Origin of the sequence: Halomonas sp. H33-56, from assembly GCF_040147035.1 — a bacterium.
Classification (GTDB): Bacteria; Pseudomonadota; Gammaproteobacteria; order Pseudomonadales; family Halomonadaceae; genus Halomonas; species Halomonas litopenaei.
This window is the reverse complement of sequence record NZ_JAMSHP010000001.1, coordinates 3,406,170-3,429,960: the sequence shown is the minus strand read 5'-3', so window position 1 is coordinate 3,429,960 and position 23,791 is coordinate 3,406,170. Positions and strand designations below refer to the sequence as shown.

The 23,791-nt window shown below is 63.9% G+C and carries 20 protein-coding genes; 5 read left to right on the top strand and 15 right to left on the bottom strand.

The features are described 5' to 3' along the window. The 4 genes from NFH98_RS14660 to NFH98_RS14645 all read left to right on the top strand — a co-directional run bounded on the left by NFH98_RS14660 (nt 1) and on the right by NFH98_RS14645 (nt 4,454). On the top strand, nt 1–753 hold the full coding sequence (locus NFH98_RS14660) for an electron transfer flavoprotein subunit beta/FixA family protein (protein ID WP_349622901.1): 753 nt from the start codon (nt 1–3) through the stop codon (nt 751–753). After that, on the top strand, nt 750–1,712 hold the full coding sequence (locus tag NFH98_RS14655) for an electron transfer flavoprotein subunit alpha/FixB family protein (protein WP_045992536.1): 963 nt from the start codon (nt 750–752) through the stop codon (nt 1,710–1,712). Before NFH98_RS14660 ends, NFH98_RS14655 begins: the two co-directional genes overlap by 4 nt. A gap of 147 nt (nt 1,713–1,859) precedes the next feature. Further along, complete coding sequence (locus NFH98_RS14650) at nt 1,860–3,227, top strand: YjiH family protein (protein WP_349622900.1); 1,368 nt, start codon at nt 1,860–1,862, stop codon at nt 3,225–3,227. Between the two features lie 420 nt (nt 3,228–3,647). Then, entirely contained in the window at nt 3,648–4,454 is an 807-nt protein-coding gene (locus tag NFH98_RS14645; RefSeq protein ID WP_349622899.1) for an SDR family NAD(P)-dependent oxidoreductase, read from the top strand. Nucleotides 4,455–4,492: 38 nt separating this feature from the next. Here the strand turns inward: NFH98_RS14645 and NFH98_RS14640 are convergent, their stop codons facing one another. The 5 genes from NFH98_RS14640 to NFH98_RS14620 all read right to left on the bottom strand — a co-directional run bounded on the left by NFH98_RS14640 (nt 4,493) and on the right by NFH98_RS14620 (nt 9,684). After that, the gene (locus NFH98_RS14640) at nt 4,493–5,749 is read right to left on the bottom strand and encodes a M20 family metallo-hydrolase (RefSeq protein WP_349622898.1); all 1,257 of its coding nucleotides are present in this window, start codon (nt 5,747–5,749) and stop codon (nt 4,493–4,495) included. A gap of 10 nt (nt 5,750–5,759) precedes the next feature. Beyond that, nucleotides 5,760–7,034 (bottom strand): TRAP transporter large permease, encoded by a 1,275-nt coding sequence (locus NFH98_RS14635; RefSeq protein ID WP_045992540.1) that lies wholly within the window; start codon nt 7,032–7,034, stop codon nt 5,760–5,762. A 13-nt stretch (nt 7,035–7,047) separates the two neighbouring features. Continuing rightward, the gene (locus NFH98_RS14630) at nt 7,048–7,569 is read right to left on the bottom strand and encodes a TRAP transporter small permease (protein WP_045992541.1); all 522 of its coding nucleotides are present in this window, start codon (nt 7,567–7,569) and stop codon (nt 7,048–7,050) included. A 12-nt stretch (nt 7,570–7,581) separates the two neighbouring features. After that, the gene (locus NFH98_RS14625; protein WP_045992542.1) at nt 7,582–8,577 is read right to left on the bottom strand and encodes a TRAP transporter substrate-binding protein; all 996 of its coding nucleotides are present in this window, start codon (nt 8,575–8,577) and stop codon (nt 7,582–7,584) included. 114 nt (nt 8,578–8,691) lie between these two features. Continuing rightward, nucleotides 8,692–9,684 carry an asparaginase gene (locus tag NFH98_RS14620; RefSeq protein WP_045992543.1) on the bottom strand — a complete coding sequence of 331 codons (993 nt, stop codon included), beginning with the start codon at nt 9,682–9,684 and terminating at the stop codon, nt 8,692–8,694. 245 nt (nt 9,685–9,929) lie between these two features. Between NFH98_RS14620 and NFH98_RS14615 the strand changes: the two genes are divergently transcribed. Then, nucleotides 9,930–10,637, top strand: coding sequence for a FadR/GntR family transcriptional regulator (locus tag NFH98_RS14615; protein ID WP_045992544.1), 708 nt, complete (start codon nt 9,930–9,932; stop codon nt 10,635–10,637). A gap of 240 nt (nt 10,638–10,877) precedes the next feature. Here the strand turns inward: NFH98_RS14615 and nhaC are convergent, their stop codons facing one another. From nhaC to NFH98_RS14565, 10 genes are all read right to left on the bottom strand, one after another. Beyond that, the gene (gene nhaC, locus NFH98_RS14610) at nt 10,878–12,314 is read right to left on the bottom strand and encodes a Na+/H+ antiporter NhaC (RefSeq protein WP_348814625.1); all 1,437 of its coding nucleotides are present in this window, start codon (nt 12,312–12,314) and stop codon (nt 10,878–10,880) included. A gap of 56 nt (nt 12,315–12,370) precedes the next feature. Beyond that, the gene (locus tag NFH98_RS14605) at nt 12,371–13,690 is read right to left on the bottom strand and encodes an NAD(P)/FAD-dependent oxidoreductase (RefSeq protein ID WP_349622897.1); all 1,320 of its coding nucleotides are present in this window, start codon (nt 13,688–13,690) and stop codon (nt 12,371–12,373) included. 631 nt (nt 13,691–14,321) lie between these two features. Beyond that, nucleotides 14,322–14,993, bottom strand: coding sequence for a GntR family transcriptional regulator (locus NFH98_RS14600; protein WP_045992547.1), 672 nt, complete (start codon nt 14,991–14,993; stop codon nt 14,322–14,324). A gap of 108 nt (nt 14,994–15,101) precedes the next feature. After that, nucleotides 15,102–16,679 carry an aldehyde dehydrogenase (NADP(+)) gene (locus NFH98_RS14595; RefSeq protein ID WP_045992548.1) on the bottom strand — a complete coding sequence of 526 codons (1,578 nt, stop codon included), beginning with the start codon at nt 16,677–16,679 and terminating at the stop codon, nt 15,102–15,104. A 143-nt stretch (nt 16,680–16,822) separates the two neighbouring features. Continuing rightward, entirely contained in the window at nt 16,823–17,770 is a 948-nt protein-coding gene (locus tag NFH98_RS14590) for a dihydrodipicolinate synthase family protein (protein WP_045992549.1), read from the bottom strand. A gap of 122 nt (nt 17,771–17,892) precedes the next feature. Beyond that, on the bottom strand, nt 17,893–18,825 hold the full coding sequence (locus NFH98_RS14585; protein WP_045992550.1) for a 4-hydroxyproline epimerase: 933 nt from the start codon (nt 18,823–18,825) through the stop codon (nt 17,893–17,895). A 273-nt stretch (nt 18,826–19,098) separates the two neighbouring features. Continuing rightward, nucleotides 19,099–19,554, bottom strand: coding sequence for a DUF7282 domain-containing protein (locus NFH98_RS14580; RefSeq protein WP_045992551.1), 456 nt, complete (start codon nt 19,552–19,554; stop codon nt 19,099–19,101). A gap of 336 nt (nt 19,555–19,890) precedes the next feature. Further along, a complete protein-coding gene (locus tag NFH98_RS14575) occupies nt 19,891–20,649 on the bottom strand; it encodes an anti-sigma factor (protein ID WP_045992552.1) in 759 nt (252 codons plus the stop codon). Beyond that, nucleotides 20,646–21,242 carry a sigma-70 family RNA polymerase sigma factor gene (locus NFH98_RS14570; RefSeq protein WP_045992553.1) on the bottom strand — a complete coding sequence of 199 codons (597 nt, stop codon included), beginning with the start codon at nt 21,240–21,242 and terminating at the stop codon, nt 20,646–20,648. The genes NFH98_RS14575 and NFH98_RS14570 overlap by 4 nt, the downstream gene beginning before the upstream one ends. 106 nt (nt 21,243–21,348) lie before the next feature. Then, entirely contained in the window at nt 21,349–23,532 is a 2,184-nt protein-coding gene (locus NFH98_RS14565; protein ID WP_071211106.1) for a putative bifunctional diguanylate cyclase/phosphodiesterase, read from the bottom strand. Nucleotides 23,533–23,791: the final 259 nt, after the last annotated feature.

The following is a 23,791-nucleotide window of genomic DNA, read 5'->3' as shown; positions in this document are numbered from 1 at the left end:
ATGAAAATCCTTGTCGCGGTCAAGCGCGTCATTGATCACAACGTCAAGATCCGGGTCAAGCCGGACCACTCCGGCGTTGACCTCACCAACGTCAAGATGGCCCTGAACCCGTTCTGTGAAATCGCCGTGGAGCAAGCGGTTCGCCTCAAGGAGGCCGGTGTGGCCAGTGAGGTGCTGGTGGTCAGTGCCGGGCCGAAGGCGGTGCAGGAGCAATTGCGCACGGCGCTGGCCCTCGGCGCCGACCGTGCCCTGCACATCGACACCGAGGTCGCGCTGGAATCGCTGGCGGTGGCGCACCTGCTCAAGGCGGTCGTCGAGCAGGAGCAGCCGGAGCTGGTGCTGCTCGGTAAGCAGGCCATCGACAGTGACAACAATCAGACCGGCCAGATGCTGGCCGCCCTCGGTGGCATGCCCCAGGGCACCTTCGCTTCCGCCCTGGAGGTAGAGCAGGGCCAGATCAAGGTCACCCGCGAGATCGACGGCGGCCTCGAGACCCTGTCGCTGGCGCTGCCGGCGGTCATCACCACCGACCTGCGCCTCAACGAGCCTCGCTACGCCAAGCTGCCGGACATCATGAAGGCCAAGAAGAAGCCCCTGGCGGTGACCACGCCCGACGCCTTGGGCGTCGACGTCAGCCCTCGGCTCAGGCTCAAGGCGGTCGAGCCGCCGCCCGAGCGGCTGGGCGGCATCAAGGTGGCCTCGGTGGCCGAACTCGTGGACAAGCTCAAGAACGACGCCAAGGTGATCGCATGAAGATTCTGGTTGTGGGGGAACATCACAAAGGACAGCTCGGCGAGGCCACCGCGCGGGTGGTGGCCGCCGCCCGGCAGATCGCACAGACCGCAGCAGACCCAAGTGACGTCGATATCGACGTGCTGGTAGCCGGTGAGGGCGTCGCGGGCATCGCCGAGGCGGCGGCAAGGCTTGAGGGCGTCAGCCGGGTACGGCTGGCCGATCAGGCGAGCCTTGCCCATCAACTAGCCGAGCCCACGGGCGATCTGGTGGCGGCGCTGGTCGGGGACTACACCCACGTGCTGGCTGCGGCATCGACCAGCGGCAAGAACGTGCTGCCGCGGGTAGCGGCGCTTGCCGATGTCGCCCAGCTCTCCGAGGTCATCGCGGTCGAGTCCGCCGATACCTTCAAGCGGCCGATATACGCCGGCAACGCCATCGCCACGGTACAGAGCCTGGACCCGGTCAAGGTCATCACCGTGCGGGTCACCGCCTTCGAGGCGGTGGCCGAGGCCTCAAGCGCAGCACCCATCGAGTCCGTCGACATCGCCATCGTCAACCAGCGCTCGCACTTTGTCGGCGAGACCCGGGCGGTGAGCGAGCGCCCGGAGCTGGGCGCTGCCAGGGTGGTCATCTCCGGCGGTCGCGGCATGGGCAGCGGTGACAACTTTGCCCTGCTCGAAGGTATCGCCGATACCCTTGGCGGCGCCATCGGGGCGTCGCGGGCGGCGGTGGACGCCGGCTTCGTGGCCAACGACCTGCAGGTAGGGCAGACCGGCAAGGTGGTAGCGCCGGAGCTGTATATCGCGGTGGGTATCAGCGGCGCCATCCAGCACCTGGCAGGGATGAAGGACTCGAAGGTCATCGTCGCCATCAACAAGGACGAGGAGGCGCCGATCTTTCAGGTCGCCGACTACGGTCTTGTCGCGGACCTGTTCCAGGCACTGCCCGAACTCGACCAGGCACTGGCCGAGCGCTGACGCGGATGGCCACAGTTCTGTGCTTAACGGCGCTGGCCATTCAACTCCTGAATCTCTTCCATCCCGCTGGCGTCGATGACGGCGCCGGCACCACCGAGCATCGCCCCCTCGGGCGGTGCTCATCGCAAGCCCCACTGGAGACACAACATGAACAATCCCAAGGTGGCAGCCCCTCCACGCAGCGCTGGCGTGACCTCGCTGGTCGGCAGCCTGATTGGCCTTTGCATCTTCTTTTTCCCCTTCCCGACGGCAGATGGCTCGCTGAAGATCCCGCTGGTGATCATCATCGACTATCTGAAGTCTTCGCTCGGCGGGGCCCTCGAGTATCTGACGCTTGGCCTGGTCGTCCTGTTGTGTGTGACCTGGCTGCTGTCACGCCTGGTGGCTTCCTCCGTGTCGTCGTCTCCATGGCGCCGAGCCGTCGCCGCCTACCATGAGAAGGACGGCACGATGACCGGGCTGACCTTCCTGCTGGCGGCGGTGTTCACCTTCATGCTGGTGTTCCAGATCGGCCCCGACTGGCTGCTGCACAAGGATGTCGGTGGGCTGGCGCTGTACCTGGGGGGCAGCGTCTTTCTGACCGTGGCCATCGCCGGCCTGTTTGTGCTGTTTCTGACCGAGTTCGGCTTCCTGGAATTTGTCGGCACCCTGATGGAGCCCTTGATGCGTCCGCTCTATCGTCTGCCGGGCAAGTCTGCGGTGGACGCGGTTGCCTCCTTCGTCGCCGCCCCGGCGGTGGGCATCTTCATCACCAACAAGCTCTATCTGGAAGGCCACTATACCCAGCGGGAGTCGGCCAGCATTGCCACCAACTTCAGTATCTGCAGCCTGGGCTTCTTCGCCCTGCTGGCGTCCATCGGCGGCATCATGGCCTACCTGCCGCACATGATCATCGTCTCCTTCATCATCAACTTCACCCTGGCGGCGCTGATGGTCAGGATTCCGCCGCTGTCGCGCAAGCTCGACGTCTACCATCAGGGCAACACCCAGACGGCTCAGGATCTCGAAGTCTCCAATGATGGACACATCCTGGCCCGGGCCTGTGGTGCCGCCGCCGAGCGCGCCTCCCAGACCCGTCTCGATGTGTTCTACAAGGGCTTCTGGGAGGCCATCACCTTTGCCCAGAAGATCGTCGCCTACATCCTGGCCATCGCCACCCTGGCGCTGCTGCTGGCGACCTACACCCCGGTATTCGACTACCTGGGCGTGCTGGTGGAGCCGTTGATCTCTGCGCTTCAGCTGCCGGATGCCAGCGCCATTGCCCCCACCGTGCTGGTATCGATCGCCGAGATCGCGCTGCCGGCGATCATCATCTCCGGCGCCGACGTCGACCCCATGGCGGTGTTCTTCGTGTGCACCCTGTCGTCGGTGCAGATCATCTTCTTCACCGAGAGTGCCAACGCCATGCTGGAGTCGGACATCCCGCTGACGGTGCGTGACCTGGTCGTGGTGTTCCTGCTGCGCACCCTGGTGGCCATGCCCATGGTGGCGCTGGCGACCCATCTGCTGTTCTAAGGCTTGACCAAAGCCTAGGGCTTGTCTGAAAAGTGTCTGCACTCGGTAATACGGCGTTAAAAATCGGATCAAAATGCTCATTTACACCCCGTAAACTGCGCTTTCTCACCGATTTTTGCCTTGTCTAACCTTCGCTCGTCGACTTTTCGGACAGCGCCTAGGCCTCGTCTATTTGCATCGCCCATTGGCGCTTCCGTCCTCCGTCGGTAGCGCTTTTTTTATGTCGGGCGCAAGGCGCTGGCCATACGCCAGGGTCGGGATAGGCGAGGCTGCCGGCGTGGTGCAGGCGATGGCTTTGCAAGAAAACCGAAAACTGATTGCGCCGCTTGCCGGCTTATCGTCGGCACAGGGCTGCACTAGCATGGGGGAAAACATGTCGCCGCACCGTTATCCGGTGACCGGCGCCGCCAGGAGATTGCCATGAAGACGATATTGATCACCGGGTCCACCGATGGGATTGGCCTTGCCACCGCCAGCGAGCTGGCGCGCCAGGGCCATCGCGTCATCCTGCATGGACGCAACCCCGACAAGCTCGCGGCGGCCCGTGAGCAGCTGGCAGCGATCTCGCAAGGCGAGGTGCCCGCAGGGCATGTCGCCGACCTGTCGCGCCTGGCCGAAGCGGCGGCGCTGGCGGCGGAGGTCGAGCAGAGCGATGAGCGCATCGATGTGCTGATCAACAACGCCGGGGTCTACCGCACCCCGGACACCCGTACCGCAGACGGCCTCGATGTGCGTTTTGCGGTCAATACCCTGGCGCCCTACGTGCTGGCCCGTCGCCTGGCGGCTTTGCTCGGAGACAAGGGGCGGGTGGTCAATCTGGCCTCCGCCGCCCAGGCGCCGGTGTCGCTGGCGGCGCTTGCCGGCACCGCCGACGCCGACGGTGACTTCGACGCCTACGCCCAGAGCAAGCTGGCGCTGATCATGTGGACCCGCGACCTGGCCGCCAGGTCCAGTGCCGGCGATCCCATGGTGGTGGCGGTCAATCCCGGATCCTTGCTGGCCAGCAAGATGGTCAAGGAAGGCTTTGGCGTGGCCGGCAACGACCTGTCCATCGGCGTCGACATCCTGGTAAGGGCAGCATTGTCCGAGGAGTTCGGCAACGCCGGCGGCCAGTACTACGACAACGACGGCAAGGGCTTCTCGTCACCGCATGCCCACGCCATGGACGATGGCCGATGCCGTCGCCTGGTCGAGGCCATGGAAGAGGTGCTGGAGCGCCTGGCCTAGCCCGTTGCCACGAACGAGAGTGCCCTGGCCAGTCGTGTTTAGCTTTGAGCAAGCTCGAGGACGGTGTCGGTCAGGGTTCGGACGGCCACTGCGGCATCGTCCTTCTCGACATGTTCGTCCGGGTGATGACTGACGCCGTCACGACAGGCGACGAACAGCATCGCAGCAGGGCACAGGTTGGCCAGATGGATGGCGTCATGAAAGGCGCCAGACACCAGTCGGGGGGCTTTGGTGGCGTACTTTTCAAGCTTCTGTTCAAGTGATGCCAGGATGGCGGAATCGAAGGTGACCGGTGCGATCGAGGACAATCGTTCCAGTGTGGCCGGACAGTCCTGCCAGTGAGTCGCTACCAGGGCGGCAAATTCGTCGTCGATGGCTGCCAGTACCGAGCCATCGGGGTGGCGCAGGTCGACCGTGAAGCTGACCTCGTCGGCGATGGTATTGATCGAGTCTGGTGCCACGCTGAACTTGCCGATGGTGAAACGTACCTGCGAGTCCCGTCGGTTGACGCAGTTCTCCAGCTCCCTGATCAGGGCATGTGCCCCCATCACTGCGTCTCGTCTCATGTCCATGGGCGTTGTGCCGGCGTGGTTGGCACGTCCCTGGAGGCGAAAGCGGTACCAGTTGACACCCTGAATACCAACGACCACACAGGCGGGGAGTTGGCCTGCATCCAGCACGGGACCTTGCTCGATATGCAGCTCCAGATAGGCCGATGGTGAAAAGGGGGTTTCTCGCTTGGTCGATCCCCGGGCTTCCATGGCCTCTAGACAAGGGGCCAGGGCTTGTTCGAATGACACTCCGGCATCATCGCGTGACGCCATGATCGCCGCGATGTCTCTAACCCCCGCGAACCACGCAGACCCCGGTGTTCCCGGGGCGAAACGGGCGCCTTCCTCGTTGGTCCAGCTCACCACTTCGACAGGGCACTCGAGCGTGATGTCCTGTTCGTGCAGGGTGCGCAGCACGGTGAGGCCAGCGATGACGCCCAGCGCCCCGTCGTAGATTCCCCCTCGAGGCTGACTGTCCATATGGCTGCCGATCAACAGCGGTGGGAGCTCCGGGGAGCGCCCCTCTCGGCGCAGGTAGAGGTTGCCGATGGGGTCGTGGAAGGCGCTCGCGCCGAGGGAAGCCGCCTCTTGCATCAGCCACAGACGTGCCTCGATGTCGCTTTCGTCCAGTGCCAGGCGGCCGAGGCCGCCTTCGGGTAGCGCGCCGATGCGCGCCTGGGTCTGAACGTCCTGCCAGAAGCGATCGATATCGACCTCTCGCCCTAATGTGCTGTGCTGTTGCATTGTGCTCGTCTCAATAGATGAGTGAGGGCAGCCAGGTGCTGAACCAGGGAACATAGCTGATGACAATCAACGCCAGCAGCATCATGGCGATGAAGGGCAGGCACGCCTTGAACACTTCCTGCAGTGACATCTTCGAGATGGACATGGCCACGAAAAGATTCAGCCCGACCGGGGGAGTGATCATTCCCACCGAGAAGTTGATCAGGGTGATCACGCCAAAATGCACGGGGTCGACGCCGACCTGCTCGGCGATAGGCTGAAGGAGAGGGGACAGCACGATGATGGCCGAGGCACTGTCGAGGAAGAAGCCTGCGACGATCATCACCACATTGAACAGCGCCATGACCTGAATGGGATCGTCGGTCAGTGATAGCACCTGACTGGCCAGCTGGGTTGGCGTACCGGTGATCGCCAGCAGCCATGAGAAGGCAGAGGCGCCGGCAGTGATCAGCAGCAAGGTCGCAGAGGTCAAGCCGGAGCTTCTCAGGGTGGCGACCAGCTCTCTGGGGCCAATGGTGCGATACACGACCATGCCGATAAAGAGTCCGTAGACGCAGGCCACCGCCGCTGACTCCGTGGGGGTGAAGACGCCGCTATAGATGCCGCCCAGCAGAATAAAGGGGAGTCCCAGGCCCCAGGCTGCCGCCTTGAAGGCACGCAGGATCTCGCCCAAAGAGGGAATCGGCGCACGCGCATATCCCTTGAGGCTGGCGTAGACCATGCAGTAGCCGATCAACAGAGAGGCGATCAGGATGGCCGGCAGCAACCCCGCAGCGAATAGCTGACCCACCGAGGTGCCAGTCACCGAACCATAGATGATCAAGGCGATACTGGGGGGCACGATCGGGCCAAGGGTGCCGGCCGTGGCGATCAGGCCAATGGCGAAAAGCCGGTTGTAGCCTGCCGCGACCAGGGCGGGAAACATGATGGTGCCGATGGCCACCACGGTGGCTGGGCTGGAACCTGAGATGGAGCCAAAGAACAGGCATGACAGCACGGTGGCTGCCGCGAGTCCTCCGGGCACCCAGCCGACCAGTGCCTTGGCCAGGTTGATCAGGCGGTCGGACAGCCCGCCGATACGCATCAATTCGGCGGCTAGAATAAAGAAGGGGATCGCCATCAGCGAGAAGTTGTTCATGCCCGTGAACATGCGCATGGGAACAATCAGCGCACTGGTCGAGCCGAACAGCTCAATTGCGACAAAAACGGCGAGTGAGAGTGCGGCGAATATCGGTAGACCGAGCAACAACACCGCGAAGAAGATTGGCAGAAGCGCCGTAATCATGGGAGTCTCCTGGTTAGACGAGCTTGTCTGCCTCTGCGGCGAGTTGTTCAGCGTGGCTCATGGGGGGGCTCGACCACATCGTCTGCAAGAGTCCAAGGTAACGGATGATCAGCAGCACTCCCGAGATACCGATCGGCAGGTAGAACCATGCCATCGGCAGTCTCAGGGCTGCCGTCAGCTGTCCGCGATCCATGGTCTTTCCGAATAGCTGGAACCCGTAGAAGACCATGAATCCGGCGAAGATGATGCCGAGTACCGCCGAGACCAGATGCAACAGGCGATTGACCCTGGGCGAGGCGATGGCATTGAGCACATCGACCGAGATATGAGCGCCGTGTCGCACCCCCATGCTGGCACCGACGAAGCTCATGCAGATGATGGAATAGATGACAACTTCCTCGGCCCAGAACAGCGAGCTGTTGAAGCCATAACGATAAACCACCTGAACCGCCGTAATGACGGTCGCGATCGACATGAACGCGACCATCGAAACGCTCTCCAGGCGATCAATCGCTGCATTCAGCGTCTTGATCATCGGAGCTCTCTCTTAGTATTCGATACCGACGACGTCGTAGACCTTGTGCAGCAGTTCCGGCGTCACCACGTCTTCGTAGTCCTCGTGTACCGGCATGCTGGCCTCGACAAAGGCTTGGCGAGCCTCATCGCTGATCTCGTTGATGGCGATCTCGTCCTTGATCTCGGACATGATCACTTCCTCGTCCTCGAGCGTCATCTGGCGTGAGGCATCGCGACCGTTGTCGAAGGCTTCGAGCATGACCTGCTGGAGGTCTTCGGGCAGGGATTCCCAGGCATCCTTGTTCATGACGGCGGCGTAGGCGTGGTAGGCATGGCTGGTCAGTGACAGGTAGTCCTGAACCTCGTGGAAGCGCATGGTGTAGATATTGGCCAGCGGGTTTTCCTGTCCTTCTACCACGCCTTGCTGCAAGCCGTTGTAGACCTCGGTGAACGCCATCGCAGTGGCGTTTGCGCCATAGTTCTCGTAGGTCGAGATGATGATCGGGGCCTGCATGGTGCGCATGCGAATGGCGTCGAGGTCTTCGGGGGACTCGATGGCACGGATGTTATTCGTCATATGGCGAAAACCCGCGCCCCAGAAGTTGAAGGCATGCATGCCATCATCTTCGAGGGTGTCGAGGATTTCCCGTCCCACGTCGCCATCAAGCACCGCTTCCATGTCATCGTAGGTCGAGATCAGGAAAGGCAGGTCAAGAATCTGCAGGCGGGGTTCGAAGTTGCCCAGGGTTGCGGTGGGGGGGATGCCGATATCCACCAGCCCCATCTGGATCTGTTCGATGATTTCGACATCGCCACCGACCTGGGCGGCGGGCAGCACGTTGATGCTGATACGGCCGTCGGAGTTCTCCTCCACCTCCTTCTTGAAGGCGAGGGCGGCCTTGCCATTGGGCGTGTCTTCAATCAACACATGGGCAAAGGAAAAGGTGTAGTCGGCGGCCAGGCTCTGGCCGGAGATGGAGGCTGCGGCGATGGCCAGGGGCAGGGCCAGCTTCAGGGACATTTTCATGGATGGTTCCTTTTTTGTCGTGGTTGTTGTCGTAGTTGTTGTTGTGGTCGGTACAACGCGATGAAAATGGTGGAGCACCATCGGGGATGGCTGAGTAAGACCTGGTGCTTCGATTCAGCGAGCCAGTGCATCGAGTGTTGCCGCCAGTGGAGTGTCGCTGGCCAGCAATATCGACAGGACAATTCGCGCCTTGCGTGCGCCAAGCCCGCTGACCGGCAGTGCGCCTGCCTGACACAGATCGACAAGGCTTCCCGAGAATTCGTAGCTCTGGTGGAGCGGGCCTGACAGGCAACTGCTCGTGACCAGTACAGGAAGTCCTTGCGAGCTGGCATCACGAACAGCCGGCATCCAGTCGGGAGGGACATGGCCTCTACCCAGGGCGTCGATGACGATGCCGGCGGCGCCGTTGTCGATGGCGCATTCGAGCAGTGCGGGGCTGGCGTCGAGGTAGGCGGGAACGATGTCGACGCGAGGAAGTTGTGCCTGCAAGGGCAACTCGAAGACCTGGTGATCGACGGGGCGCTGCAGCAGGTGGACGTTCTCTCCATCCACTCGGCCAACGGGGCCAGCGGCAGGCGCGGCAAAGCCGTCCAGCTGATAGGTCGAGACCTTGCGTACCTGCCGAGCCGCGAACAACGACTGGTTGAACACGACCAGTGTGCCCAGTCCACGTGCCTGCTCGTCGGCGGCCACCCGGATGGCGTCGGCCAGATTGGTGAAAGCGTCCGTCCCGGCCTGGTGTGGCGGTCGCTGGGAGCCAGTCACCACGACAGGCTTGTGCGACGGCAGGGTCAGATCGAGGAAGAACGCCGTGTCTTCCAGGGTATCGGTGCCGTGGGTAATCACGATGCCTTGCACGCCTGGGTCGGCCATGGCGTCCAGGCAACGCTGGTGCAACGCTACAAGGTCGGCACGGCTGATGGCGTTGCTTGGCTTTTGCAGGACCGAAACCACGTCGACGCGATCGCGGAGCGCTTCGGGTAGCGCAACGCTTGCCAGCAAGGCGTCGCCTGGGAGCGCACCGGACAGACTGCGCCCGGAGCTATCCAGGGCACTGGCAATGGTGCCTCCGGTGGTCATCACCAGAATACGGGGTAGGGAGGACATGTTCGCGTCTCGTTGTTGTTGTCATAAGACATCAGATGTCTGTCATCATGCTAGACTCAAGGTTGCTGTCCAGGCAAGTCCTGGCGCTCAAAAAGTAATGATAAAACCGATAAAAATAGATTTTCGTCGCGGCCGTCTTGTGTCGATGCGCAGATTGGTTGGATATTTTCTGTCGCTGACCGCTTTTGACGTGTTACCCAGCCGCGCCACGCCAAGTTCGAAACGCATCAACAAGGATAAAGCCAATGGATCTCTTCGGGAGTTCAATCGACCGCCAGTCGGTCGCGGTGCAGCTGCTCGAGCGCATCAAGACGGCGCTGATCGCCGGTGAGCTCAAGCCAGGAGACTATCTGCCTTCGGAGACGGAATTGACCCATAGCCTGGGAATCGGCAAGTCCAGTGTGCGCGAGGCGATCAAGATGCTGCAGGCGATCGGCATCGTCGAGGTCAAGCGGGGGCAGGGGACGCTGATTCGCAAGGAGCCCGGAGAGCCGCTGGTCGATCCGATGGCATTTGGCATGATCCTGGCCAGAGGCATGACCCGTGACGTTCTGGAGTTTCGCAAGATGTTTGAACCCGCCTATACGCTGCAGGCGATGGACAATGCCACGCCCGAGGATCATGAGGCGATTGGCGCTGCCATTGACGCGCTCGAGGCAGCCATTGCCAATGACGAGCAGACCGCTTGCCACGACACGGCCTTTCATCGCGCGATCCTGGCCGCCACCCACAACCCCATGACGATTCGTGTCGGCGAGACGCTGATTCAACTGGTCGAGGCCGGCCTCGAGACGTCGATGCAGACCTTGCCTGAGGTGGCGCTCAAGGACCACAAGGCGATCTACGCGGCTTTCCAAGCGGGCGACGAGACGGCCGTCAGGGCCGCGATTGAGGTCAGTAGCCAAAGCTGGGAAACCACCCTGACCTATCTGGAAGGTACAGAAGGCCGCTGATCGACGTTCGGCGTCCTCGGCTTGCAGTCTGCCTGGACCAGGGTCGACACCCGCAGCGGCCGTTACTGACACGCCGTCGTGAGCAGAAGGCCAGGCAGGAAGCGTCCTGCTCGAACCAGACCTGGATGCCTCGACCGGGGACGAGCCTGGCGCGCGCCTGCCCAGCCCCGCTACAAGATAAAGCCCCCGCTCACCGTGAAGGCGAGCGGGGGCTTTTGGTTGCCTGCTGTTGGTGACGGCTCAGGTGGTCTGAAATTCGCCGCTGGAGGTGGTCGTTTTCTCGGCGGGCGGGGTCGTGCGCCAGATGGCGATATTGGCGTAGCCGTAGAACAGCGAGATGGCGATGACCAGCATGTGATACCAGAGGAAGGGCAGGTAGGCCATGGTGGACACGCCGAGGGTGGTGGCCATGAACACGCCGCCATCGGTCCAGGGCACCATCGGGGTGGTCACGGTGCCACCGGCTTCGGCGTTGCGCGACAGCACCCGACGATCGATGCCCTGATCATCGTAGTTCTTCTCGGTGATGGTGCTGGCGGTGATCAGCGAGACGTAGGCGGCGCCCCCGAAAAAGTTGCCGAAGAAGCCACCGAGCATGGTCGACAGGGTCAGCCGGCCCGGGTTGTTGGCCCAGCGCAGGAAGCCGTTGCTGATCGCCTTGAGGATGCCGACCCGGTCCATCAGGCCACCGAGGCCCAGGGCGAAAAGGATCAGTGCCACCACGCCGAGCATCGACTGGATGCCGCCGCGATTGAGCAGTGTATTGAGGAATTCCACATCCGAGGCCATGGCGTTGCCGTCATAGGCGATGCGAATGGCATCGACCGGAGACACGTCCTGGGCCCACCAGGCGCAGATGCTGCCCAGCACGGCGCCGAAGGTGATTACCGGGATGGCGGGGAATCGGCGCGTCAGCAGGCCGATCACAATCACCGCCGGCAGCAACAGCCAGGGGCTGATGGTGAAGTGGGTCTCCAGCGCCTGCATGGCGACAGTGGCACGGGAGGTGTCGACGTCGCCGTCGATAAAGAAGAAGCCGACCACCAGAAACAGCACGCCGGCGATCAGGATTGCCGGTGCACTGACCAGCATCATCGAGCGGATATGGTCGATCAGGTTGACCTTGCACAGCGAGGCGGTCATCACGGTGGTATCGGACAGCGGAGACATCTTGTCGCCGACGTAGGCACCGGAGATCACCGCGCCGGCGACCAGCGGCAGCGGGATGCCGAAGCTGTGGCCGATGCCCATCATGGCGACACCGGCAGTGCCTGCGGTACCGAAGGAGGTACCGGTGGCCAGCGAGGTGAGGGCACAGATGATGAAGGCAGCGAACAGGAAGATCTGCGGGTCCATCACCGTCAGACCGTAGTAGATGATGCTCGGCACGATGCCACCGGCGATCCAGGTGCCGATCAGGGCGCCGACGGTAGTCAGCACCAGTACGGCTTCCATGCCGTTGTGAATGCCGTTGATCAGTCCTTCCTGCATGCTGGCGTAGCGGATCTTGAGCCTGACGCCCAGCGCCATGACCAGAAACCAGGAGGCGAACAGGGCAAGCTGGATGGGCAGGCCAAGGACATTGATGCTCAAGAACATGATGGCGATGAAGCCGATCATGACGGCCAGTACCTCGGCCATGCCGGGTAGGCGGATGGGGGTGGAAGACGACGTCATGGGATCTCCTTTGGTGTTGTTGTGGGTTCTGCGGTGCAGGGGCCGAGCGGTCATGCTCAGAAGCGCTCGAGCCGATAGGGCGACAGTGGCGGGAGTGGCGATAGTGGCGGGAGTGACACCGGACCGGATCCGGTCGCTGGGCCCGTCCGCCCCGTCGCCAGGCGGGCGACAAGCTGTGCCGTAACAGCGGCCTGGGTCAGTCCCAGGTGGTGGTGGCCGAAGGCCAGCAGCACGCGGCCGTCCCGGGCGCTGTCGATGATCGGCAGCGAATCGGGAAGGGAAGGGCGAAAGCCCATCCAGGGCTTGGCATCGGTGGCGTCCAGGTCGTGGTCGAACAGACCCTGGCTCAGGCGGTGGAGCTGCCAGGCGCGGGCCATGTTGGGGGGGCGCTTGAGGCCGGCGAATTCGACAGTGCCGGCCAGGCGCAGGCCGTCACTCATCGGCGTCATGATGAAGCGGCGCTCCAGCGAGGTGACCGCCACCGGCAATCGGTGTCGCTCTGCCGGCAGCATCAGGTGATAGCCACGCTCGGTATCCAGTGGCACACGGCGACCGCTGAGTTCGGCGGCCAGGCGGGCCGAGTGGGCGCCGCAGGCCAGCAGTACCCGTTCACAGTCCAGCGCCCCAGAATCGGTCTGGAGGCTGACGCCCTGGCCATGGACACGGGCAGTGCGTACCTCTGCCGTGGCGAAGGTAACGCCTTCCTGGCGGGCGGCGTCGACCAGGGCAGCGGTGATGGCGGCGGGGGCGACCACATGAGCGGTGGCGGGGAAGAATAGGCCACCACGGAGCTTGGCCGAGAGGGACGGCGCGAGCTCGCGTATGGCGTCGCCCGACCAGGATTCGAGGGCTACGCCCTGGGCCGACATGGCGGCGGCCAGCTGGTCGATCCGGGGCTTTGATTGGTCCTGCTCATAGACCAGCAGCGAGCCGTCTTCCTTCATCAGATGGCGACCATCGATCGAATCGAGCAGCTTGCGCCAGGCGTCCAGGCTGGCCTCGTTGAGGGCACGAATCCCGGCCACGCTGTTGGCGTAGGGGGCAGAGCGCAGGTTCAGCAATAGACGAGTGAACCAGGGCAGGGCGCGGGGCAGGTAGCGCCAGTCCAGTCGCAGCGGCCCCATCGGATCACGCAGCATGGCGGGAAGCTGCGTCAGGATCGAGGCGTCGGCGATGGGAAAGACCTGCTCGGTGGCCATATGCCCGGCGTTGCCGTATGACGCCCCCATGCCGGGAGCCTGACGATCCAGTACCTGCACCGAAAAGCCCTGGCGGCGTAGCTCGAGTGCGCAGGCGAGGCCGATGACGCCAGCACCGATCACGGTAATGCGCGTGTCGCCGGGTTGGCGGTCTTGTCGCGAGCCGGGTGAACCCATGGTTTGCCTCTGCAGCGTTTGTCTTTGTCGATTGTATAAAATATAAGATAGGTGCCCTTTCGGATCAATAGCGGCGATATTCAACGTTGGCGTTATCCGCTGGACGGTCTGCATGGGCGACGCACCGAGGGGGAGCGCATGAACGACGTGCTGGGGCCGGAGCGCAAAGGAATGCGCCGTGTTCGGGGCGCAGAGAAAGCCGCGCTGGGGTCGGAGCGCAAAGGAACGCGCCGTGTTCGGGGCGCAGAGAAAGCCGCGCTGGGGTCGGAGCGCAAAGGAACGCGCCAGGTTCGGGGCGCCTGGAAATCCGCGCCGGGTTCGGGGCGCCGAGAGAGCCGCGCTGGGGTTGGAGCGCAAAGGAATGCGCCGTGTTCGGAGCGCAGAAAACGTGCCAAGGGGATGGAGCGTCAGGACGGTGCGTTTTGAACAAGCCAGCGCAGGGGGGAACCTTGATGACAGGCGGCTGGCGCCGACGGGGGCGATAACGCCCCTGGCAGGCCAAGGGCGACGACAGCGAAAGCGGGCAGCTCATCCGCGGATGTTCAGGGGGCTATGGCGTTGACGCCAGGGTTCTAGCGAGTCGGCGCCCGCAAGGCGCCGACAGGGTAAGCACAAGGGGAGGGATGGCGCTTCAGTCGGCGTCGCCGCGCTGGGCGCGTTCTTCGAGCAGGGTCACGATGCCTTCACAGGCTTCCTGAATATGGCGCTGGAGCAATTCGCAGGCCTCGTCGGCCTTGCCCTGACGGGCGAAGTCGAGCAGCCCATGGTGTTCGCGCTCGGCCTTTTCGATCTCCTGGGTGTAGAGCAGTTGCATGCGGATGTAGCGATCCGACTTGGTGTTGAGCTGACTGATCAACGCCAGGGTTTCGGGCAACCTGGCCGGTGCATAGAGGGCCTGGTGGAAGGCGAAATTGTACTCGCTCCAGTTGTCGATCTCGCCGCCGCTGTTCAGGGCATCGTCGTACTTCTCGAGGATGCGCTCTGCCTTGAGCAGGTCGTCTTCCGTCAACTCGCTGATGGCATGGCGCAGGACGTAGGTCTCGAGCAATACTCGCAGGTCGAACAGTTCGCGAATCTTGGCGACCGACAGTTCGGTGGTAAAGGCACCGCGGTGGGCATGGAACTCGACCAGCCCTTCGGACTCCAGGGTCAGCAGGGCTTCGCGCACGGGAATACGGCTGACGTCATAGTCCTTTGCCAGGGCATCCTGGCGCAGCTGAGTTCCCCCCTGGAACTCTCCGCCCAGGATACGCCTGCGCAGGTCATCCGCGACGAACTGTGCGCGTGTCTTGAAAGTCGCCATAGCCTCTCTCTGCCCATCGGATGTTATTGCACACTGTATACAAACCGCGATGAATGTCCATGGGCAGGCGGCGGCCCCAGGGGCCGCCGCCTGGGCAAGGGACCTGATTCAGGCCTCGCGCTTGCCGTCGATGAGGCGGCCAAGGGCCCAGGGGTTGTCGTCGCGCAGTGCCTGGGGCAACAGCGATTCGGGCAGATCCTGATAGCACACCGGGCGCAGGAAGCGCTGGATCGCGGCGCTGCCCACCGAGGTGGTACGGGCATCGGAGGTGGCGGGGAAGGGGCCACCATGCACCATGGCATGGCATACCTCGACCCCGGTTGGCCAGCCGTTGACCAGGATACGTCCGGCCCGGCGTTCGAGGATCGAAAGCAGGCCGCGGGCCGTCTCGGTATCGCCGTCGTCCATCTGCAAGGTGGCGGTCAGCTGGCCCTCGAGACCTTCGGCCAGCGCCTTGACCTCACTTATGTCGGCACACTCCAGCACCAGGGACGTCGAACCGAATACCTCGGCCTGTAGTGCTTCGTCGCCGAGAAAGTCGCTGGCCGTGGCCACGAAGAGACCCGCCTGACACTGATTGACACCTTCGCCTTGCGGCCCACGTGCGATTTCTCGGACCTTGTCGCTGTCGCCAAGGGTCTCTACGCCCTGGGTGTAGGCGTCATGAATGCCCGGGGTCAGCATGGTCTGGGCGCCCGCGGCCTTGACGGCTTCGGCGGCCGACTCGATGAAGGCGTCCAGGGCCTCGCCCTTGACCGCGATCACCAGCCCCGGGTTGGTGCAGAACTGTCCGGCGCCCATGGTCAGTGAGCCGACAAAGGCCTCGCCGAGGTCCTTGCCGCGGGCCTTGAGCGCCTCGGGCAGCAGGAATACCGGGTTGATCGAGCTCATCTCTGCGTAGAAGGGGATGGGGTCCGGTCGGCGCTGGGCGCTTTGCCACAGGGCCATGCCGCCAGAGCGAGAGCCGGTGAAGCCGGCTGCCTTGATTCGGCGGTCCTCGACCAGCGCCTGGCCTACCACGCGGCCGGAGCCGAAGATCAGCGAAAACACGCCTTCGGGCAGCTCGCACCGGGCCACCGCCCGTTGTACTGCGCGGCCGACCAGCTCCGACGTGCCGGGGTGGGCCGAGTGAGCCTTGACCACCACCGGGCAGCCAGCGGCCAGGGCCGAAGCGGTGTCGCCGCCGGCCACCGAGAAGGCCAGCGGAAAGTTGCTGGCACCGAACACCGCGACAGGCCCCAGGGCGATCTGACGCTGACGCAGGTCGGCACGGGGCATGGGCTGGCGTTGTGGCTGGGCAGGGTCGATGCGAACGTCGAGCCATTCGCCCGCGCGTACGGTGTCGGCAAACAGTCTGAGTTGTCCGCAGGTGCGTCCGCGCTCTCCGGCAAGGCGGGCCTGGGGCAGGCCGGTTTCCTGCATGGCGCGCTCGATCAGCGCATCGCCGAGTGCCTCGATTTCCGATGCGATGGTCTCGAGAAAACGGGCGCGTGTCTCGAGCGTGGTTTCGCGGTAGTCATCGAAGGCGGCCTCTGCCAGGGCGCAGGCGCGCTCCACCTCGGCCTGGCTGCCGCCCGGGTAGGCCGGCTCCAGGCGCTTGCCGGTGGCGGGGTCGATGGCGTGGATCGGCGCCTGGCTGCCAGTCACGGCGTCCTGTCCGATCAGCATCTTGCCTTCCAGTGTCATTTGACTCTCCTGTCGAGGGGGAAGTGCGGGAAGCAGCATGGGCGAAAGGGGGGTTGTGCCAACGCCCCTGTCGCCCATGCCGAAAACAACAGGAGGCCCGGCGTCGAGCGAGCCTCCCCGGTGGTTTCAGGACATATCGGGCTTCAGGACAGGTCGAGCGAGGCTGACCAGCCGGCGTACCAGGTGCGGAAGAGGTCGTACTGGGTCTCGACGTAGCGACGCTGGGCATCACTGAGGGCGTCGCTCTCGTTGAAGTGCAGGCGATACTCTTCGTCACCGTTGAGCACCATCAGGTGCTTGTAGTAGAGCACCAGGTCGGCACCTTCATCGAAGGAGGACAGCACCCCCAGGGCCTGCTCGAGTTCCTGGGCCCGGCGGCGGGCTTCGACATCGCCCTTGGCAGCCTTCTTGCTGAGGGCCACCAGCGTCAGCACCTCGTGGGGCAGGGCGTTACCGATGCCGGTGATGGCGCCGGTGGCGCCGCAGTTGACGAAGCCATGGAAGACGGTGGTGTCGACGCCGACCATCAGGGTGACCTGATCATCCTGGGAGGTGATGTGCTCGGCGGCGTAGCGCAGGTCATCGGCGCCACCGAATTCCTTGAAGCCGATCAGGTTGGGATGCTGGCGACGCAATTCGAAGAACAGGTCGGCGCGGGTGGCAAAGCCATAGTAGGGGCTGTTGTAGATGACCGCGGGGAGGTCCGGCGCGGCGTCCAGGATCGCGGCGAAGTGTGCCTTCTGGGCGGTCACCGAGGTGCCGCGAGACAGCACCCGAGGAATCACCATGAGTCCATGGGCGCCGACCTTGGCGGCGTGGGCAGCGTGGGATACCGCTTCGCGGGAATTGACCGCGCCGGTGCCGACGATGGTGGGGATGCCGGCTTCCACCAGGCGGGCGACGCCTTCCTGGCGCTGGGCCTCGGTCAGCAGCGGCCAGTCGCCCATGGAGCCACAGTAGACCACGCCGCTCATGCCGGCCTCGATCAGTTCACGGCCCTTGGCGACCAGGGCGTCGAAGTCGGGCTGGCGGTCCTTGGTGCACGGGGTCATCAGGGCGGGGATGCAGCCGGTGAAGATATTGTCGTTCATGTCGGGTCCTTGAGTGGGACGGTGTCACGGGGTCAGGGAGGCGCCGCCCTTCTTGGGCAGCCGCCGGTGGGTAAAAACGTCAATGGCCGTCGTCGGGTACTGGGGCGCCAGCCGCTGGGGCTTCAGCCGCCGATGCCCCAGGCGAAGGGGTCTTGCTCGTCGATCAGCAGGGTGCTGTCGGCGCTCATGAAGGCGCGTCCGGTGATGCTGGGGCGAATCTGATCGCCCTGCCATTCATAGCTCGCCTCGAACAGGCCGCCGCAGACGCTGGCCTGGCGCCAGCGTTCGCCGGGAGCGAGCTTGCCGTCGGCGGCCAGGCACGCCAGCTTGGCGCTGGTGCCGGTACCGCAGGGGGATCGGTCGTAGGCCTTGCCGGGGCACAGCACGAAGTTGCGGCTGTCGGCCTCGTCGTCATCGGCGAACAGCTCGATGTGGTCGATTTCGCCACCGTCATCGCCGGTGAAGCCCTGGCCTGCAAGCGCCTGACGAATGGCCCAGGTATAGCCGGTCAAGGTCTCCACATTGTCCAGGGCGATGCGCTGGCCATGGTCGCTGACCAGAAAGAACCAGTTGCCGCCCCAGGCAATGTCGCCATGGACCATGCCGTGGCCGGGCACTTCCACCGCGACCTGCCGGCGGTAGCGGTAGGAGGGGACGTTGCGTACGGTCACGGCACCGTCGGCATGCAAGGTCGCCTCGACCTGGCCCACCGGCGTGTCGATGCGGTGGTCGCCGGGGCTGAGGTGGCCCAGGTGATGCAGCGAGGCGACCAGGCCGATGGTGCCGTGACCGCACATGCCCAGGTAGCCGGCGTTGTTGAAGAAGATCACCCCGCAGGTTGCGTCCGGAGATACCGGCTCACAGTAGAGTGCGCCGACCAGCACGTCGTGGCCACGGGGTTCCAGCATCACCGCGCGGCGCCAGTGGTCGTGTCGGTCGCGCAGACAGTCGCGTTTCTCGGTCATGGTGGCGCCGGCAAGCGTCGGAAAGCCGTCCATGACCAGGCGCGTGGGCTCGCCGGCGCTGTGGGAATCGATGACGTGTACGCGTTGCATGGAGTACCCCGGTTTGTTGTCGGTTGTGGTGATCGACGATCATCTGGGCGTCGTTGATCAGGTTTTATATTTTATACAATCTTCAAGAGGCGTTGTGAAGTCATCAAAGAGGATTCTTTGCGGGGGCTGGCGCGAGCAGGAAGAGCGGCAGGCACAGGAAAGACCGGGAGGCCGGCGCGGAAGGACAGCGGTGGGGTACGAAGGGCGAGCAGCAGGCACAAAAAAGGCGAGGGGCAGGGCCCTCGCCAAGTCGTCAAAAGGAGGGGGCTGGTGTCATTGAGCGGTGATCACGCTCATCACCAGGTTGCCGTCGACCTTGACCGGGCCGTCTTCGCTGGCGCCCAGGGTGTATTCGAAGATGCCGGTCTGCATGCCGCCGTCCTCGCCGTGGAGCATCAGCATCAGATGTTCGCCGCTGCTGACCTCTTCAGTCAGGATGGCCGCGATATCGGTGTTCTCACCGGCCTTGAGCGGGGCGTGACCGACAACGCGCCCTGGTTTGTGGCTTTCGTCGGTACGGTGGACGACCAGCCAACCGTTGTTCTCGGCGACGATGCGATCGGCGGTGACGGTGCCGCTCTCCACCGACTGATCTTCGGCCCAGACGCCGAGATGGCCGGCTTCGTCCATCTCTCCATGGTGGGCGGCCTGGGCGCCGGTGGCCAGGGTGGCCGCGCCGACGAGGAGGGCTGAGGTGATGAGGGTACGTGCTGCCAATGGCTTGAACATGGTGATGGTCTCCTGGTGTTGCTGATTGGCTTGCCGAAGGTGCTCCACGACAGGATGGCTGCCGAGTTGATAACAGCTACGTGCCGATGCCACGGTGGGTTTCAGGTCATCGAAAAAAAATGTTGTGCCCTGACGCCAAGGCGAGAGCCGACGTCCAGATAAAAAAGGCCACTCGAACGAGTGGCCAAGCAGGGAAGTCGTGGTGCGGGGCGTACGCCTCGAGGGTGTCGAAACGCATGCCCGCCACGATGACCCCGCCATCGGCCGTTGCCGGTGGCGGGGTCATCGACTAGCTACGCAGGGGAGGCGAAAAGGTTTCAGTGAGGACTGAAATTCTCAGAGACGCTGGCCGCCGCTGGGCTCGGTGGGGTACAGGTAGCCGTGGATAGCGGGGCCGGTAGGCTGGCCGGTGGGCGAGCCACCCGGAGGCTCGACGCTGATGCCAAAGGTGGCATGCTTCAGCAATTCAGGTTCGTAGTCGCGCAGGGCGGCCTGGTCGAGGCTCAGGTCATCGTCGAGTACACCGACGGACCGGGGAGCGGAGCCCAGATCATCATGCTTGATCCAAAGTTGATAGGAGCGGTCGGGTAGAGGTTCGGCGCTGACCGGGCGGACATGCAGGCGGCGCTGCTCCAGGTTGACGCTGAGCATGAAGGCGGGCTGGCGATCGTCCTGCTGGAACACCGCCACAAAGTTGGACTCACTGGTGGACGGCGACGGCTGTGCCAGCAGCACCGCCGCCAGGATGACCGCCGCGGCGCTGGACAGGCCGGTGGCGGCCTTCCAGAAGGCCAGGCGGCGGTGCAGCGGCGTGACGCTGGCGGTGCTCGGGGGGGCGTTGGGCGCCGTATCGCCACGCGCGGCGTCCTCGATGGCCTTGATGCGTTGCTGGATAAGCGGCAACAGGTCCGGGCCCGGGGTGAGGTCCTGGATCTCGTCGGCCAGAGGCGCCAGTCGGCTCTCCCATTCACCGATACGCTGCTCGAGTTCGCTGTCGTGTTGACGCTGGCGGCGCACCCTGTCGCGCTCGTCACGATCCAGGGTGCCCAGCACGAACTCGGCGGCCAGCATGTCCTTGTCGTCGCGGTCGCTCATGATCCCAGGCACCCCTTGAGTTGTTTCAGTGCACGATGCAGCCAGGTCTTGACGGTATTGACCGGCTGGTCGAAGTGGCTTGCCAGTTCGGCCCGCGACCAGCCCTCCAGATAGGCCAGGCGCACCATTTGCTGCCGGCTCTCTTCCAGTTCATCAAGGCACAACGTCAGCTGTGTCGACGTCTCGTCCTGGTGACGCTGATCGTAGGCGGAGGGCGTCTCGGCGACCCAGTTCTCGAGGATACTGTCGCTCTCGGTGGGCCGTGTCGGTGCCTTGCGTAGCTCGTCGATGGCCGCATTGCGGGCGATGGTCACCATCCAGGTGATGGCGGAGGCGCGCTCGCTCTCGAAGCGTCCGGCCTTCTGCCAGATGGTCACGTAGACCTCCTGGATGACATCGTTGGCCCAGGCCTGCTGCTTCAAGATACGTAACACCGTGCCGAAGAGTTTCGCCACGCTGGCCTCGTACAACTCGGCGAAGGCCTCCCGGTCCTTGTCGGCGACTCTGGACAGCAGATGAACCAGCCGCTCCGGGGAGGACAGCGGCGGGGATTCCTGGTGCGCCGGGGGCGGGGCGCGAAAGGCATTGGACATGGCGGCGATCTCTGCGCTGCGGAGTGTTGTTGTCGTGGTGGCTGAAGGGTGACGCTGCCTGACCGGCAAGGTCAAGCAGCCTGTATCGACGGTATCGGGCTGCCGTTTAGACGATGCCAGTGGGGTGGGAAGGTCTGCCTTCAGGCTCGAGCCCGGATAGGCGGGCCTCGCGCACCGGCGTATCCCGGGTGACGTGTCGGGGTTCCGCTGCGGCCGCTGCCACGAGGTGACCCTTGGCCAACAGTGCCTTGAGCTCTTCGGCCGGGACCGGTTTGCTGAACAGGTAGCCCTGGTACTCGTGGCCCTGCAGCTGGCGGATAAAGGCCAGCTGTTCTTCGCTCTCGACACCTTCTGCGATGATATGAAGCCCCAGGCACCTGGCCAGCGAGATCACCGCCTGGACGATGGCCGCGTCCTGTTCGCAATCGACCACGCCTTGCATGAAAGTGCGGTCGATCTTCAGACGGTCCACGGGCAGATACTTCAACTGGGTCAAGTTGGAATAGCCGGTGCCGAAATCATCGATGGACAGCAGCACACCCATGTTGCGCAGGGTACTCAGTACTTCCAGGGCGCGATCAGGGTTCTGTACCAGGGTGCTTTCGGTCAGTTCGAGTTCCAGCAGGTGAGGGGGAAGCTCCGATTCGGCAAGCGCAGCCTCGATGGTGGCCACGAAGCCGCGATGATTGAGCTGAATGGCCGAGATGTTGACCGCCACCGGCAATGGCTCGCCGGACTCCTTGAGCCACTCGCTCGAAAACCGGCAGGCGGTGCGTAGCACCCATGCGCCCAGGGGAAGGATCAGGCCACAGTCTTCGGCGACGGGAATGATCTCGTCAGGAGTGACCTGGCCGAGTTCCTCATCGTGCCACCGCAGCAGCGCTTCGACGCCAGAGACCTCACCGCTGTCGACGCGGATCTTCGGTTGATAGGCCAGGCTCAGGCGATCCTCCTCGATGGCCTGGGTCAGGCGTCGCTCGAGGGTACTGCGACGGTCCGCCTCGGAGGTCATGTCCAAGGCGAAGAACTGGAAGTTGTTGCGTCCCTGCTGCTTGGCGCGATACATGGCGGCGTCGGCGTGGACCATCAGGGCATGCTTGCTGCGCCCGTGGTCGGGGTAAAGGCTGATGCCCAGGCTGGTGGAGACCTTGACCATGCTGTTGCCGATCTGGAAGGGCTTGTCCAGCGAACTGACGATGCGCTGGGCCAGCGCTTCAGCGTCGCCGCGCCTGGCAACCTGATGGGTGACCACCATGAATTCGTCGCCGCCCACCCGGGCGACCAGGTCGCTGTCGCGCACCGCCATCTGCAGGCGTCGGGCCGCGCCCTTGATCAGCTCGTCACCCACATGGTGGCCGAGGCCGTCATTGACCTGCTTGAAGCGGTCCAGGTCGACGAAGAACACCGCGAAGGTATCGATGTTGTCCTCGAGCAGTTCATCGAGGTGCTCCTCGAGCTTCAGTCGGTTGGGCAGTTGGGTCAGGACGTCATGATGGACCAGGTCCTTGAGCTCCTGGTTGGCCTGCTGTAGCGAACGTGCCAGCTGAGCATTGCGCGAGGACAGATGGGCGTCGTAGATCGACATCATCAACGCTGCCAGCATGATGCAGGTGGCGATCAGCGCCACCACGATGGCCAGCTGGTCGGTGCCGATGCCCGGGGCCGAGGCCGAGTAGCTCAGGGTGCGATAGCTGGTGGCGGACATGCCGGTGTAGTGCATGCCCGAAATGCCTGCGGCCATGACCAGCGAGGCCAGGCCACGTTGCCACAGCGGGGAGCGTCCCCCCACCGGGTTGAGTCGAAAGGCCAGGCTGAGGGCGACCGCTGAGGCCAGCACGGCGATGACCACGGACAGGGCAAACAGGTCCGGTCGGTAGCGCAGGCTGTCTACCGACAGCATGGCCTCCATGCCGATGTAGTGCATCAGGCAGACGCCGCTACCCATGATCAGTGCGCCGACGGCCAGTCGAGGACCGGTGAGGTGGCCTGACTGCACTGTTGCCAGTGCCAAGGCGGAAGCGAGAAGGCTCGCCAGCAGGGACGCCAGGGTAAGGGGGATCCCGTAGGCGAAGTGCGAGTCGGGGTCCATGGCCAGCATGCCGACGAAGTGCATCGACCAGATGCCGGTGCCCATGGCGAAGGCACCGCCGGCAAGCCACAGGTGGCGGGCAAGGCCCTGGCTCGCTCTGACGCGTCCGGCGAGATCGAGGGCAGTGAGCGAAGCGATGGCGGCGATGCCAAGGCTCAGGGCGACCAGTGCCGGGTTGTAGGACGCAAGCGAGTGGTCCATGCAGGTGAGATCCTTGAGAGTAAAGTATTAGTATCGGCCAGGTGTCGCATTCACTTTACCCTCAGCCTTGTGCAGGAGGTGAGGCAATCTCCTGAAAAGCCAGCTTTTCTTAAGTTTCTGACGGAGTCTGGAGGGGGGATCTGTGGGTCGGTGGGGGCGCCGCAGGCCCTGCCGGGTATCCTCGGCGGGACGGGGTCGCAGGAGATAACCGTGCTCCCCGGGAGAAGGCTGCGCTTCTCCCGGGGGACTCAGGGTGTGT